15 protein-coding genes are annotated in these 15,015 nt (G+C 55.0%); 6 read left to right on the forward strand and 9 right to left on the reverse strand.

Annotation, left to right across the window (positions count from 1 at the left end; translation table 11 throughout):
* Nucleotides 1-92: 92 nt before the first annotated feature.
* From galU to C1J02_RS00870, 6 genes are read left to right on the forward strand one after another with little or no spacing between them, the layout of a single operon-like run.
* Nucleotides 93-986, forward strand: coding sequence for a UTP--glucose-1-phosphate uridylyltransferase GalU (gene galU / locus C1J02_RS00845; RefSeq protein ID WP_114876721.1), 894 nt, complete (start codon nucleotides 93-95; stop codon nucleotides 984-986).
* A 19-nt stretch (nucleotides 987-1,005) separates the two neighbouring features.
* Nucleotides 1,006-1,989, forward strand: coding sequence for a UDP-glucose 4-epimerase GalE (gene galE / locus C1J02_RS00850; protein ID WP_114880288.1), 984 nt, complete (start codon nucleotides 1,006-1,008; stop codon nucleotides 1,987-1,989).
* Nucleotides 1,990-3,186, forward strand: a complete 1,197-nt coding sequence (locus C1J02_RS00855) for a glycosyltransferase (RefSeq protein ID WP_114876722.1) — start codon at nucleotides 1,990-1,992, stop codon at nucleotides 3,184-3,186.
* 46 nt (nucleotides 3,187-3,232) lie between these two features.
* On the forward strand, nucleotides 3,233-4,243 hold the full coding sequence (locus tag C1J02_RS00860; RefSeq protein ID WP_114876723.1) for a glycosyltransferase family 2 protein: 1,011 nt from the start codon (nucleotides 3,233-3,235) through the stop codon (nucleotides 4,241-4,243).
* Complete coding sequence (locus tag C1J02_RS00865) at nucleotides 4,240-5,937, forward strand: beta-1,6-N-acetylglucosaminyltransferase (RefSeq protein ID WP_114876724.1); 1,698 nt, start codon at nucleotides 4,240-4,242, stop codon at nucleotides 5,935-5,937. Before C1J02_RS00860 ends, C1J02_RS00865 begins: the two co-directional genes overlap by 4 nt.
* A gap of 3 nt (nucleotides 5,938-5,940) precedes the next feature.
* Nucleotides 5,941-7,368, forward strand: coding sequence for a nodulation protein NodH (locus C1J02_RS00870; RefSeq protein ID WP_114876725.1), 1,428 nt, complete (start codon nucleotides 5,941-5,943; stop codon nucleotides 7,366-7,368).
* A gap of 7 nt (nucleotides 7,369-7,375) precedes the next feature.
* Here C1J02_RS00870 and C1J02_RS00875 read toward each other — a convergent pair whose 3' ends face one another.
* The 9 genes from C1J02_RS00875 to paaZ form a co-directional block, all read right to left on the reverse strand.
* A complete protein-coding gene (locus C1J02_RS00875) occupies nucleotides 7,376-7,840 on the reverse strand; it encodes a PTS sugar transporter subunit IIA (RefSeq protein WP_114876726.1) in 465 nt (154 codons plus the stop codon).
* Nucleotides 7,841-7,885: 45 nt separating this feature from the next.
* Complete coding sequence (gene raiA, locus C1J02_RS00880; RefSeq protein ID WP_114876727.1) at nucleotides 7,886-8,452, reverse strand: ribosome-associated translation inhibitor RaiA; 567 nt, start codon at nucleotides 8,450-8,452, stop codon at nucleotides 7,886-7,888.
* Between the two features lie 249 nt (nucleotides 8,453-8,701).
* Entirely contained in the window at nucleotides 8,702-9,463 is a 762-nt protein-coding gene (gene lptB / locus C1J02_RS00885) for an LPS export ABC transporter ATP-binding protein (protein WP_114876728.1), read from the reverse strand.
* Nucleotides 9,463-9,957 carry a lipopolysaccharide transport periplasmic protein LptA gene (lptA, locus tag C1J02_RS00890; protein WP_114880289.1) on the reverse strand — a complete coding sequence of 165 codons (495 nt, stop codon included), beginning with the start codon at nucleotides 9,955-9,957 and terminating at the stop codon, nucleotides 9,463-9,465. Before lptA ends, lptB begins: the two co-directional genes overlap by 1 nt.
* Before the next feature lie 5 nt (nucleotides 9,958-9,962).
* The gene (lptC, locus tag C1J02_RS00895) at nucleotides 9,963-10,571 is read right to left on the reverse strand and encodes an LPS export ABC transporter periplasmic protein LptC (protein ID WP_114876729.1); all 609 of its coding nucleotides are present in this window, start codon (nucleotides 10,569-10,571) and stop codon (nucleotides 9,963-9,965) included.
* Nucleotides 10,572-10,578: 7 nt separating this feature from the next.
* Nucleotides 10,579-11,541: an SIS domain-containing protein gene (locus C1J02_RS00900; RefSeq protein WP_114876730.1), complete on the reverse strand. Its 963-nt coding sequence runs from the start codon at nucleotides 11,539-11,541 to the stop codon at nucleotides 10,579-10,581.
* Nucleotides 11,538-12,152 carry a ribonuclease D gene (locus C1J02_RS00905; protein WP_114876731.1) on the reverse strand — a complete coding sequence of 205 codons (615 nt, stop codon included), beginning with the start codon at nucleotides 12,150-12,152 and terminating at the stop codon, nucleotides 11,538-11,540. Before C1J02_RS00905 ends, C1J02_RS00900 begins: the two co-directional genes overlap by 4 nt.
* A gap of 54 nt (nucleotides 12,153-12,206) precedes the next feature.
* Entirely contained in the window at nucleotides 12,207-12,998 is a 792-nt protein-coding gene (locus C1J02_RS00910) for a PaaX family transcriptional regulator C-terminal domain-containing protein (protein WP_114876732.1), read from the reverse strand.
* Complete coding sequence (paaZ, locus tag C1J02_RS00915; RefSeq protein ID WP_114876733.1) at nucleotides 12,988-15,012, reverse strand: phenylacetic acid degradation bifunctional protein PaaZ; 2,025 nt, start codon at nucleotides 15,010-15,012, stop codon at nucleotides 12,988-12,990. The genes C1J02_RS00910 and paaZ overlap by 11 nt, the downstream gene beginning before the upstream one ends.
* Nucleotides 15,013-15,015 lie beyond the last annotated feature (3 nt).

Consider the following 15,015-nt stretch of genomic DNA (forward strand, 5'->3'; position numbering starts at 1 on the left):
AGATATCGAAGAAAGACCAATATCTGAAGATGATGTCGATTGGATGATCACCGATAGCTGAGGCAACCTAACAAGAGTTTGTAAGGATAGAGATGCGTAGGAAAGTAACGAAAGCAATTTTTCCCGTGGCAGGCATGGGAACCCGGTTTTTGCCGGCAACCAAGTCGGTACCAAAAGAGATCATGACTTTGGTCGATCGCCCCCTCATTCAGTATGCAATTGATGAGGCGCGGGCAGCCGGGATCAAGGAATTCATCTTTGTGACATCTCGCGGCAAGGGTGCGCTTGAGGACTATTTTGACCATGCGCCACAGTTGGAGCAGGAGTTGAAAAAGAAGAAAAAGAGCGAGCTTCTTCAGATCCTGAAAAACACCAACATGGAAAGTGGTGCGATTGCCTATATCCGGCAGCACCGGGCGCTGGGTCTGGGGCATGCGGTCTGGTGTGCGCGTCGACTGATCGCCAACGAGCCTTTTGCGGTGATCCTGCCAGACGATGTGATCGCGGCGGAAAAGCCATGTTTGCAGCAGATGGTCGAAGCCTATGCGGAAACCGGCGGTAACATGGTTGCCGCGATGGAGGTGGAGCCGGAACGCTCGTCTTCCTACGGTATGCTGGATGTGGCCGAGGATCTGGGTCAGTTGGTTAAGGTCAAAGGCATGGTTGAAAAGCCAGCCGCCGACAAGGCCCCGTCAAATCTGGCCGTGATCGGGCGCTATATCCTGACACCAAATGTTTTGCAGAACCTGAACCAACTGAAATCAGGCTCAGGTGGTGAAATTCAACTGACCGACGCCATTGCGCGCGAGATTGAACAGAGCAGAAACGTCTATGGCTATCGGTTCCGGGGTCAGCGGTTTGATTGTGGCTCTAAATCAGGGTTTTTGCAGGCAACTGTTGCCTTTGGTCTGGCACGTGAGGAATTGCGCGACGACCTGAGCGCGTATCTGCGCAGCATCATGCAGATCGACAAAGCTGCGCAGTAGTACAGGCAAGGACGCAATGATGAGTAATATTCTTGTCACGGGCGGGGCGGGATATATCGGGTCGCATGCCTGTAAGGCGTTAAAGGCCGCCGGATTCACACCAATCACCTATGACAATCTGATCACGGGCTGGCAGGACTCGGTCAAATTCGGCCCGTTCGAGAGGGGCGATTTGCTGGATCGAGCGCGATTGGATCAGGTTTTTGCACAGTATCAACCCGTTGCCGTGATGCATTTTGCAGCACTCAGCCAAGTGCCCGAGAGCATGGCGGAGCCAGGAAAATACTGGCGAAACAATGTCATGGGGTCGCTCACGTTGATTGAAGCTGCGGTTGCGGCAGGGTGTTTGAACTTTGTTTTTTCATCAACCTGCGCGACCTATGGCGATCAGGACAATGTCGTGCTGGACGAGAACAGCGCGCAGTTTCCAATCAACGCCTACGGTGCTTCCAAACGTGCGATCGAAGAAATTCTGCGGGATTTCGAGGCGTCAAATGATCTGCGCCATGTGATTTTTCGCTACTTTAATGTGGCAGGCGCAGACCCCGATGGCGAGGTGGGCGAATTCCACCAGCCAGAAACCCATCTGGTGCCGTTGATGTTGGATGCGATTGACGGAAAACGCGACGCGTTGACGATCTTTGGAACGGATTATGACACGCCCGATGGCACCTGCGTCAGAGACTATGTGCATGTCTGCGACTTGGTGGATGCGCATGTTCTGGGTCTGAAATGGCTCAAGGATGGCAAGGGGAGCCGGGTGTTTAACCTCGGCACTGGTTCGGGGTTTTCGGTGCGTGAAGTGATTGATCACAGCCGCGAAGTTACCAACCGCGCTGTCCCTTACAATGAAGGTCCCAGACGCGCGGGGGACTGCGTCAAACTGGTTTCCGGGTCGCAACGGGCGATTGATGAACTGGGGTGGAAGCCGGAGCGTTCAACGCTTCGGCAGATGATCACGGATGCATGGAGATGGCACCAGACAGGCCATTACGACAGCTAGATGCCCGGCGCGCGGCTGCTTGATCTGACACGCAGTTTGCGGCGGGCCGGGCGGATTGCGACAGGCGTGGATAGGGTCGAACACGCCTATTTAGAGCAGTTTTTGGCGGATGATGTTCCTCTTTTCGGGCTGGTGCGGACGCCTTATGGATACATTCTGCTGGATCAGAACGGCATGCAGGATTTCCTGGACCGGATCGATGCAAGGGTCCCCTGGGGCGAGGTTGATCTTCTGTCGCGATTGCCGCGACGGCGCAGCATCGCGCACCAACGCGCAGAAAGTGATGTTCGGCGGTTGGCAAGGGCGCAGGTGTTGCCGAGCCGATTGCCCAAGATGCTGTCCGAGGTTTTGCCGGAGGGATATGTCTACTTCAACGTTGGGCATAGCAATCTGACGGACCGGGTTCTGGGTGCCATACATGGAAGCGACGGTCGCATCGCCGCGATGGTGCATGATCTGATCCCGCTGGAGCATCCCGCGTTTCAGCGCGCTGAAATCATTGAACCCTTTCGTGACAAAATGCGCCGGATCAGCGCCAGCGCCGATTGGGTAATATACAATTCGAATGATACGCGCGAGCGCGCTGAAAAATTCATGGAAGGTTGGGGACGTGTGCCACCCGCCATCGTGGCGCATCTGGGTTCTGAGGTGCCGCGTGCTGATGCCAGCCAGTTGCCAAAAGGTCTGGCGCTTGAAGGGCCCTATTTCGTTACTGTTGGCACGATTGAGCCTAGAAAAAATCACGCGTTCCTTTTGGATATTTGGGATGAACTGGGTGCTGCGGCCCCGCCGTTGTTTATCTGTGGAAGCCGGGGTTGGAATAATGAGGGTGTGTTTGCGCGACTGGACCAACCACTGGTTGAAAACAACGTTTATGAATTGTCCGGCTTGAGCGATCAGGCGCTTGCCGCACTTGTCCAAGGATGTGCCGGAGCCCTGTTTCCCAGCCTTGCTGAGGGTTACGGATTTCCCCCACTCGAAGCTTTGGCCCTTGGATCGCGTGTTTTATGCAACGATTTACCGGTTTTCGGGGAAATTTTAGGCAATAGACCCGTTTACGCACCTGTATCGGACCGGTATTTGTGGATAAATACGATAAAGAATTGGGAAGAAAGCCCGCCACAGGCGCAAAATGTTGATCTCTTTGTCGGACCAAGTTGGTCCGATCACTTCAAGACCGTGTTAAGGTTAAGATGATAGCGCATGAGTACGAGCGGTAATTCCCTGAAGATAGAGGGCGGTTTTGGGATTAATCCAGTCATATCGACTGAGGCTTCAACGGAAGCGGTGGCGTATTCGTGCGTTCCGAAAACGTCGGGAACTGAAACGTGTTGTGAACCGAACCGGGCAAATCCGAACGGACGATCTTCTGTTGTTTTGCACGCAGCGGAATGAACGGATCAGGCTGCCTTATTTTCTGGATTATTATCGCGAGATGGGCGTCGGCCATTTCTTTTTTGTCGACAATGACAGCACGGATGGATCGCTGGATTATCTGGCGGATCAGCCGGATGTGTCGGTTTGGCGGACAAAGTCGAGCTATAAGAGCGCGCGGTTTGGCGTTGATTGGCTGAACTGGCTGCAGATGAAGTATGCCCATGGACATTGGGCGCTTACCGTCGATCCTGACGAATTTCTGGTTTACCCCTTTTGTGACACGCGGCCATTGCGGGCCCTGACCGATTGGCTGGATGCGTCGTCGATCAAATCATTCTCGGCGATGCTGTTGGACATGTATCCAAAGGGACGGCTGGACGAACAGCCTTATCGAGAAGGGCAAAACCCGGTTGATATCGCGTCCTGGTTTGACAGCGGCAATTACACGATCACGCGAAATCATCTGTTTACGAACCTTTGGATTCAGGGTGGGCCGCGGGCGCGGGTGTTTTTTCCTGATGAGCCTGCCAAGGCACCCGCCTTGAACAAGGTTCCTCTGGTCAAGTGGGACAAGCGGTACACCTACGTGAGTTCGACACACATGCTGCTTCCGCGGGGTTTGAACCAGGTCTATGATGAATGGGGCGGCGAAAAAGCTTCGGGTGTCCTGCTGCACACAAAATTTCTGGATACCTTTGGCAGCAAAGCCGCAGAAGAGCTGGAACGCGGTCAGCACTATGCAAGTTCGGTTGAATATAAGGCCTATGCAGAGCGGCTAAAGGATGATCCGCAGCTTTGGTGCAAGTGGTCAGAACGCTATATCAACTGGCGGCAGCTTGAGATTCTGGGTCTGATGTCCAAAGGAAACTGGGCATGAGCGTCGGTATTGTCATGCTCGTCCACACTGCGCTGGGGCGCGCCGAACAGGTCGCCCGACATTGGGCAGCGGCGGGTTGCCCGGTTGTGATCCACATCGACAAAAGCGTGCCGCGCCGGACCCATGATGCATTCATATCGGCGTTGTCCGATTTGGACGCGATCGAATATTCAAAACGATACCGTTGTGAATGGGGCACATGGGGCATCGTTGCGGCGTCTCAGGCGGCGTCAGAGATGATGCTCGCCAGCTTTCCACAGGTTCGGCATGTGTATCTGGCATCAGGGTCGTGTCTGCCGCTTCGGCCAGTCGAAGAACTGATTGATTATCTGGATCAACGCCCCCGCACTGACTTTATCGAAAGCGCCACGACCTCCGATGTCCCCTGGACTGTTGGCGGGTTGGATGAGGAACGGTTTACCTTAAGATTCCCGGTGTCATGGAAAAAGAACCGCTTCTTTTTTGATCGCATTGTGGAGCTTCAGCGACGTCTGGGTCTGCGCCGCAAAATGCCAAACGGAATTGTGCCCCACATGGGGTCACAATGGTGGTGTTTGTCCCGGCAAACGCTTTCCGCGATCCTTCAAGACCCGGAACGATCAACCTACGACAAGTTTTTCAAACAGGTCTGGATCCCTGATGAATCGTATTTTCAGACGCTGGCACGGCAATATTCAACCAAAATTGAAAGCCGGTCTTTGACATTGTCCAAATTCGACTTTCAGGGCAAACCGCATATTTTCTACGATGATCACCTGCAACTTTTGCGTCGGTCAGATTGCTTTGTCGCGCGCAAGATATGGCCCTATGCGGATCGTCTGTATGAGGCGTTTTTGACCGATGCTGCCGGTGCGATGAAGAAGACCGAACCGAACCCCGGCAAGATTGACCGCATTTTTGCCAAGGCGGTCGAACGTCGGACGCGGGGGCGGTCTGGTTTGTATATGCAAAGCAGATTTCCAAATGAAGATTGGGAAAACGGCGTTACGGCGGCACCCTATTCCATGTTCCAGGGCTTTACCGATCTGTTTGAGAATTTTGAACCGTGGCTGGCCAAGGCAACGGGTGCGCGGGTGCATGGCCATTTATTTGCCAAGGACGCAGTCTATTACGCTGATGGACAGTCGGCGATTAATGGTGCGCTGGCAAGTTCCGCGACCTTGCGCGACTATAACAACAAGGGATTTCTGACCAACCTGATCTGGAACACCCGCGGGGAACGGCAATGCTTTCAGTTTGGTCCGGCCGATAATCAGGACATCAACTGGCGTGTGGCCAAGGACCCGAACGCGCAAGTGTCGGTGATCACGGGTGCCTGGGCGGTGCCCTTGTTCCGGTCGAACCTTGATTTTGCTGAAATCAGAAGCACCGCGGCAAAACTGCAGAAGATTGAAAGCGAACATATGGATGTTTTGCGGTCGCCTTACACCAAGGCCCGTGTGCGCATCTGGACCATGGCAGAGTTTATCGAGGCCCCAATGGAGCCTTTGCAGGGTATCCTTGACGAGATCGGGCGCATGAAGCTGCGTCGGCTGTCAGAGGCCCCCAGAATGGCCGATCTCAACGGATTTGGTCAATTCCTGCAGAACCTCAAGAATCAGGGTATGCACCCGTATCTGATGGGCGACTTTCCGGCCGAACGGGGGATTGATACGCCGCGAAAGACGACGCGCAAACCTTACATGGTGCAGTAACGGATGAGCGCCAGATTTGATTCATTCGTGGTGTTTGCAGAAATGCGCACGGGGTCGAACTTTCTTGAGGCCAACCTGAACGCCTTTGCTGGCATCGCCTGTCATGGTGAGGCGTTTAACCCGCATTTTTTAGGGTATCCGCAGAATGAGCCGATTCTGGGCGTCGATCTGGCCAAACGAGATGCTGATCCGGGTGCGTTGTTAAGTGCAATTCGCGATGATCCCACAGCTCTTAGCGGATTTCGGTATTTCCATGATCATGATCCAAGGGTGCTTGATGCGATTGTCGATGATCCGCGTTGTGCCAAGATCGTTCTGACCCGAAATCCCGTTGACAGCTATGTGAGCTGGAAGATTGCCCAGGCAACGGGACAATGGAAATTGACCGATATGAAGGCACATAAGTCGGCGCAGGCGGTGTTTGACAGTGGCGAATTTGAAGCCCACCTTGAGGCGCTTCAGGCATTTCAGTTGCTTTTACTGAACAGATTGCAAACCACTGGCCAGACCGCGTTTTACGTGGCGTATGAGGATTTGCAGAGCGTCGAGGTCATGAACGGGTTGGCCAAGTATCTGGGTTTGGATGAAACACTGGAGTCGCTTGACAAGAACCTGAAAAAGCAAAATCCAAGTCCGGTTTCCGCCAAGGTCAGCAATTACGACCATATGGTACGGGCGCTGTCGCGTCTGGATCGGTTTGACCTGACACGCACGCCGAACTTCGAACCACGGCGCGGGCCAAATGTGCCGTCCTATGTTGTCGCCGCTGAATCCTCTTTGGTCTATATGCCCCTGCGCAGTGGTCCGCAGGCCCAGGTGCTGGAGTGGATGGCGGCACTGGACGGCGTTTCAAAGAGTGAGTTGCAGACCAAACTGTCGCAAAAGGATTTGCGACAGTGGAAACGCAAACACCCCGGACACCGCAGCTTTACGGTATTGCGGCATCCGGTGCAGCGGGCGCATGATGCGTTTTGCCGTCATATTCTGACCACCGGCAAGGGCAGCTACCTGCAGCTGCGCAACACCCTGGTGCGGCGCTACAAGATGCCGTTGCCAGCGGGTGCACCGGATGAGACCTATGACCTTGCGGCGCACCGCGCTGCTTTTGCGGCGTTTCTGACCTTTCTGAAAGGGAATCTGTCAGGGCAAACCGCGATCCGTGTTGATCCGGCGTGGTGTACGCAGGCGCAGGCGATCATGGGATTTGGCGAACTATGCTTGCCAGACCGGATCATCCGTGAGGCCGATATGGCCGGGGAATTGCGAGAGATCGCACAGGCCTTGGGGCGCGCGGACGCGCCTGAACTGGGCGCGAGTCAACTGGACCAGCCTTTTGAGTTGGCCATGATTTACGACGACGAGATAGAGAAACTGACGGCTGAGGCGTACCAGCGCGACTATGTCATGTTTGGATTTGCGCGCTGGGCCTGAGAGGCGGCTATGCGGCCTGTACTGACTTGTCCTCAGTCAGAATTGTATAAAGCGTTCCGGCCTCTGGGTTCGCGCGCAGTTTGGTGCAGATTGCAGTATCACGCAGAGTGCGCGCGACCAAAGCCAACGCTTTGAGGTGTTCAACACCAGCATTTTCTGGCGCGAACAAGGCAAAAGCGACATCAACGGGCTGACGGTCAACGGACGAAAAATCAATCGGCTTGTCGAGCAAAACAAACGCACCAATGACTTCTTCCAGACCGTCCAACCGAGCATGAGGCAATGCAACGCCATGCCCGACACCGGTTGGCCCCAGAGATTCGCGGGCGATCAACGCCTCGACGACTTCGCTGGCATTCAAGCCATACGCATTGGAAACAAGATCACCAATGTCATGCATCAGGCGTTTTTTGCTGGAGGCAGACGTCAGTACCTTGACTGCCTCCGGCTTGAGGAGTTTCGCAAAATCCATTTCGCTCGCTCTGCTTTGCGGATGGGCTTGGCCCTTCCAGTTTGTTTATGACGGGTCAATCCAGCCGATGTTCCCGTCTTCACGACGGTAGACGACGTTCAAGCCTTCTTTGTTCTCTTTTCGAAACACCAGCACAGGTGCGCCCGCCAATTCCATCTGCATAACTGCTTCGCCGACAGACAAGGTTGCAATCTTTGTCTGCATTTCCGCAATAATCATAGGTTGGAGGGTTTCGGGTTCCTGTGCGTCTGAATCGCTATCTGATGCGAGGATATAAGTGGACGCGCCAAGAAGTTCAACAGGTTCCGCCCGGTCCTTGTGATGATCTTTCAACCGTCGCTTGTAACGGCGAAGTTGCTTTTCCATCTTTTCGTTACAATCATCAAATGCGCCATAGATATCAGTGTTATGTGCCTTGGCAGACGCGGTCAGCCCAGTTGACAGATGTACGGTCGCCTCGCAGACAAATTCATGGGCCGACTTTGAAAATATGACCATCGCATCTGTTGGACGCTCTGAATACTTTTTGACTGATACATCCAGCTCTTGTTTCACGTGGATTTGAAGGGCTTCGCCAATGTCGATCTGTTTGCCGGTGATTTGGTACCGCATATGGTCTCCTTGTTATTATGGGTCTGAGGATCAGCAAACGGTCCACGGGCGTGGTGTTTGATCAACTCAGATGCGGAAAAATGGCTTTTCGTTCGGATAATTTTTGACCCTGCCTTGGCAGGTAGGCCGGTGCGGGGTCAAACAGGAACGAATTGTTACCATAGGTCTATGAGGCCAAGAATTGTGTGAAAAGTCAATGGCAAGCAGGCGCAACCTGAGCGGAATTATACTTGCGACGTTAACGAAATGTTAAGAAATACGGAAATTGTCACCAAGATAAACCCGACGGACGTTTTCATTCTGAACGACCTCGCTCGGCGTTCCGGACATCAGGACCTTGCCTTCATGCAAAATATAGGCGCGGTCCACAATTTCCAGTGTTTCTCGTACGTTATGATCGGTGATCAGCACGCCGATGCCCCGGTTCTTGAGATCAGCAACCAAGTGGCGAATGTCGCCGACAGAGATCGGATCGACGCCCGCAAAAGGTTCATCGAGAAGCAGATATTTGGGATCGGCCGCCAAACACCGCGCAATTTCAACGCGGCGACGCTCTCCGCCTGACAGGGCCAGCGCGGGCGCGCGGCGCAGGTGTTCGATAGAGAATTCTGACAGCAATTCCTCGAGCCGCTCGCGCCGTTGGTGCCGAATGGGAACAGAGATATCCAGAATGGCGCTGATGTTGTCCTGAACGGACAGGCCGCGAAAGATGCTCATTTCCTGCGGTAAATATCCGATGCCAAGCTGTGCCCGCCGGTACATAGGCAATGTCGTGACATCTTTGCCGTCCACGGTGACAGTGCCGCCCTCTGGTGTGACAAGGCCCGCGATGGCGTAAAATGTTGTGGTCTTTCCCGACCCGTTGGGGCCCAGAAGTGCGACAACCTCTCCTCTGTCGAGATGCATCGAAAAGTCTCTGATCACGATCTTTTTGCGGTAAGATTTGCGCAGATGCTCAATCTTCAGGCCCAAAGAGCCCTGTGCAATCTTAAGATCGGGCGGGGAAGGCATCAGTTTTTGCTGCCAGTCTGCAAAATGGTTTTTACGCGGCCAGACATCTGCGCTGTCCCGTCTGACAACCGCACAGACATCTTGTCGGCGCTTAACGCACTCGCCCCCTGGGCAAGCAGAACATTCCCGGACATCACGATAGTGCCATCATCAATGTCATAATCCGCGCGCTCTGATTCGGCGGCGTCCGGGCCAGAGACCAATGTGACCCCGCCTGTCGCCTCCAGCCTTGCAATGCCCTGATTTTCGGCCCGGTAAACGACCAGCACGCGGGCCGCAGACAGGCGCATTTCACCCTGACCAATCAGGACATTACCGGTAAAAATCGCCGTGCCTGTTGATTGATCGACGGAAAGGTTGTCGGCGGTGACTTCAACCGGTTGGTTGGTGTCCTGCCGGATTGTGCCAAAGGCCACGCTCGTCCCTTGTGCGAAAACAGGTACAGTTTGAACAGCCAGAAAAATCGGCAGCAGTAGAATTCGCAAATGTTTCACGGTGGTCACTCTTTTACCTGTTTTGGCGTGTATATCAGTTTCACCCCATTTGTGAAAATCAATTGGGCGGGTTTTCCCTTGTCTGACGATGTCATCACCATGCTACCTGCGTTTAAGTTGCCGGCAGGGCCTGTTGCTTCAACCGGGCCGGGTGATTTCAGGTTCAGAACAGATAGTTGCGAGATCAATTTGTCGGAAATAATGCGAAACTGTGTTGAAGTTGTTATCACGACATCCCCGACCAGCTCAGCGATGTCTTTTGCAATGTCAAATTCAGCGATCTCGGCTGTGACCGTCACTTTGGACCCGTCCACGATATTGACGACAAGTTCGACATCCTCGGCCCGGTTGGACGCCACCTGGCCATCGGGTGTCTTGAGCGTTTCAGCCGAAAATGAAATCAGATCGCCAGAGGCCGTTGTGCCAGAGAAAAACGGGCCTGTTACCTGCTGATTGCGCAGCCGGTCCTGGATTTCCCTGTCCGCGAAAGGGATTACCGTTTCAGGATCAATGGCCCGTGACAGCAGAAAGAGGGTCGACAACAAAGCCAACGCAGCCAGCGGCAGCAGAACCTTGAGCCAGGACACCCACCTTGAATAGCTGTCTGCGTGCATGGCAACGTTACCCCAGCCCAACCCGCAAACAGTCGTGGATATGAAGAAGTCCAACAGGAATGGTGGGCTGATCCGGATCGACAACAAGGAGGCAGGTGATCTTGCGGTTGTTCATGATCCCAACCGCTTTTTCCGCCAGTGCGTTTGGATCAATGGTAACAGGCGATGCCGTCATCACATCCTTGGCAGTTTTGGATGCCAGCCCGTCCATATGACGGCTGAGATCACCATTGGTGATGATCCCTTGTATGTGGCCGTTATTGTCCGTCACACAGACAACGCCAAATCCCTTGCCGCCAATTTCCCGCAAGACGTCTGCCATTGTCGCATCAACCGTCGTCAAAGGAATGCCGGAACCCGTATGCATCAGGTCCCCCACCCGCGACAGCCGCGCACCAAGTTTACCACCGGGGTGAAAGTCGCGGAAATGTTCGGCTGTGAATTGACGGTTTTCCATCAATGCAACGGCCAAGGCGTCACCCATCGCAAGGGTCAGGGTGGTTGACGTGGTGGGCACAATCCCTGTCCCGCAAGCTTCGCCCAATTGTGGCAAGAGCAGTATCACATCACATTGACTGCCCAGACTGCTGGTTTCACGGCTGGTAATCCCGATCAGCGGAATCGAGAAACGTCGTGAATAGGCAATCAGATTGCCAAGCTCAGGTGCCTCGCCGGAGTTCGAGATGGCCAATATTACATCCGCAGTGGTGATCATGCCCAGATCGCCATGACTGGCCTCTGCGGGATGCACAAATTGGGCCGGGGTGCCGGTGCTGGCAAAGGTTGCGGCGATCTTGTTGGCGATGTGGCCCGATTTTCCGATCCCAGTGACGATCACCCGGCCTTTGGTGGCCATGATCATGTCAATCGCATCGCGGAACCGGGCATCCAGCCCTTCAGCTAAGGAGTTTAACGCCTTCGCCTCGGTGCGGATCACCCGCCGGGCGGTATCTAGATATGGGGTGTTCATGCGTGTGCAAATATATCCGTTTCGGGCCAGCCTTCTAAGTCAAGGTGGGCACGCATGGGCAGAAAATCAAAGCAGGCCTGTGCGATTTCCATCCGGCCCTCGCGGACAAGGCGCTTGTTCAGCTCGTCGCGCAGTTCGTGCAGGTATAAAACATCAGACGCTGCATATTCGATCTGCGCCTCGGTCAGGGTTTCAGAGCCCCAATCGCTGGATTGCTGTTGCTTTGAGATGTCGACACCCAACAGTTCCTGCAACAGCTTGGCCAACCCATGCCGGTCGGTAAATGTCCGGATCAACCGGCTCGCGATTTTGGTGCAATAGACAGGTGCCGTGACGGCCCCAAAGGCATTTTCCATCGCGGCGATGTCAAAGCGCCCGAAATGAAACAGCTTGAGCGTATCTGGATCGGTCAACAGCGCGCAAAGGTTTGGTGCCTCAGTCTGGCCCTTGGCAACCTGAACGAGATGCGCATTGCCGTCGCCCCCCGACAATTGCACAACACAAAGACGATCCCGGTGCGGATGCAGCCCCATCGTTTCGCAATCAATGGCAACAACGGGACCCAGATCAAGGTCGTCGGGCAGGTCGTTCTGATACAGATAATTTGTCATGCATCACCCTATATCGCGCTTGTGCGTCATGGGAAAGCGCGCGTTTTGAGGTGGTTAAGCAACAGTTTGCTGCCGCATGATGTCGGTAAGCGCGGGTCGGGGAAATTGGGCCAGCATATCGGCCACCAGCGCATGGCAGGCCAACCCTGGCCAATCCGGCGAGATCAAAGCCCTTGGTAAGCTGGGGTGTTTCAGAACCAATCGACGCCAGTTGTGCACAATAAGGCACCGCAGGACCGCGGTTTGCAATGGCGATACATGTGCCGGGTCGGGCAAGGCGGCATTAAGATCAGTCAAGGTTTCCAGCAAGTCAGCGTAATGATCGCGCAGCCCCTCTGGTTCGATCTGTCTTGGCAACCACTTCGGAACGTTCCCACCTTTCAGGCCAAGGGCACCGTCAGATGCTGGGGCATCCAAGGGGCCCAAAAACACCCGATTGGTGAGGGAAATAAAGCCTTTGGCCAGCATATGGGCGTGTGTGTCCGCGTTGCTGTCTTCAAGCAGAACCAGTTGCCAGTCCTGATCGGACGCGCTGGGCAGAGCATAGATTTTTGGGCTGGCCGCAGCGCTTTCTGTCCGACCTTTTGGGGTCAAGCCATGCTGGCTGATCCGGCCGAATTTCTGCGACGAGATCCATCCATCGTTGCGCAGACGGTGCAACGCAACACGTGCTGCCTCGGGCTTGACCTGCAGCATGTTCATGATTGCGGTGAGGACAGGACCATCAATGACGTCATCCTTGCCCTGAGCCAGATCGCCAAAGAGGCTGATCATCAATGACCAGACCCGTTGCCCGCCCAGATCACGCAGGCCTGCGGTGAAACGTATGAAATCGTCAGACTGCATTCATCGTCAAAAGCTCATATTCGGCCACAGCCTCTTCTTTCTGATTGGTCAGAGTTACGTGCCACCGTACCTCGCCGTATTCATCATTACGAGGGGTTTTGTGTTTGACGCTCAGCCGCACCTTGATGCTGTCGCCTGCCTCAACCGGTGCCATGAAACGCAAGTTATCAAGGCCGGTATTGGCCAAAACGGGGCCGGGGTCAGGTTGCACAAACAGCCCTGCCGCGAAACTGAGCAGCAGATATCCATGGGCGACCCGGCCCGGGAAAAACGGATTTGCGCGCGCCGCTTCGTCATCCATATGCGCATAAAACGTGTCACCCGTGAAATGGGCAAAGGTTTCGATGTCCTCCAGCGTCACCTGGCGGCTGTCGCTGTGGAACGTCTCGCCAATCTCAAGCGCGGTAAAGCTGCGGGTGAAAGGATGCGGCTTGTCTGTTTTCTCGGTCGCGCCGGGCACCCATTGTTGGCCGATCGCGGTCAAGATGTCGGGGCTACCTTGAACCGCCGTGCGCTGCATATAATGCATGACACCGCGGATGCCGCCCAATTCTTCGCCGCCGCCCGCGCGACCGGGGCCGCCATGGACCATATGGGGCAAGGGCGCGCCGTGCCCTGTCGCTTCGGCCATTGATGATCGGTTGTTGAAATAGAGCCGGCCATGGAACGCGGCCGCCCCCAGCGTGATATCCCGCGCAACATTACCGTCATTGGTAAAAACCGACGCGACCAGCGACCCCTTGCCTTTGTTGAGCAGGGCAATGGCGTGATCGAGATCGCGATAGGGCATGATTGTTGAAACGGGGCCAAACGCTTCGGTGTCATGTACGCGCTGCGCGGTGTCCGGGTTTGCGCAGTGAAACAGCATTGGCGGGACAAACGCGCCCTTGTCCTTGTCGGCCCCTTCGATGCTGAAATCATCGGGGTTGCCAAAAACACGCTCCGCCTCCGCCCCGATCAATGCGGTTTTTTTCAATACGTCATGTTTCTGACTGGCCGATACCAGCGCCCCCATGCCTGTCGCCTCGTTGCGCGGGTCACCGATTGTGGTGTTGGAAAGACGGGCACTGATCGCCGCAATCACTGCATCAATCCGGGCTTCTGGCACGATGATGCGCCGGATTGCTGTGCATTTCTGACCTGCTTTGGCGGTCATCTCGCGGTGGACTTCTTTCACAAAAAGTTCGAATTCTGCCGTATTAGGCTCTGCATCTTGGCCAAGGACAGACGCGTTCAGGCTGTCTTGTTCCGAGGCGAAGCGCACAGAGCGTTCCAGCAACACTGGGTTGCGGCGCAGTTTGAGCGCGGTATGTGCGGAACCCGTAAAGGCCACCGCATCCTGACAATCGAGATGATCCAGCATGTCGCCCAGTCCACCACTGACCAGTTGCAGCGCACCTTTGGGCATAATGCCGGAGTTTAACATGATACGCACGCACGCCTCGGTGACGTAACAGGTCGCGGTGGCAGGTTTTACAATGGCAGGAACGCCAGCCAGGAGGGTCGGTGCAAGCTTTTCCAGCATCCCCCAAACGGGGAAGTTGAAGGCGTTGATATGGACGGCGACGCCCTGCAACGGCGTGCAAATATGGCGACCCATGAATTGCCCTGCGCGGCCCAATTGTTCTGGTGGGCCATCAAGATACACATGAGCATCGGGCATCTCGCGCCGTCCTTTCGACGCAAACACCAACATTGTGCCAATGCCACCGTCCACATCGATCTTGTGATCGCTCAGGGTCGCGCCGGTGTCATAGGACAGGTCATACAGCGTCTGCCGATGCTCGCGCAGATGAAGGGCCAGCGCCTTGAGCATGCGCGCACGGTCATGAAACGTCATTTTCCTTAATGTAGGCCCGCCGGTATCACGGGCGAAACCCAGCATTCCCTGAACATCGAGGGCATCATTGCCCGCCTGCGCAATGACGTCACCGGTAATCGCGCTGGCGATATTGCGGGCACCTGCGCCAGATGAAACCCATTGCCCTGCGGCAAAGCTTTGTACGTCCAACATCAA

Origin of the sequence: Sulfitobacter sp. SK011 (genome assembly GCF_003352065.1) — a bacterium.
GTDB lineage: Bacteria > Pseudomonadota > Alphaproteobacteria > Rhodobacterales > Rhodobacteraceae > Sulfitobacter.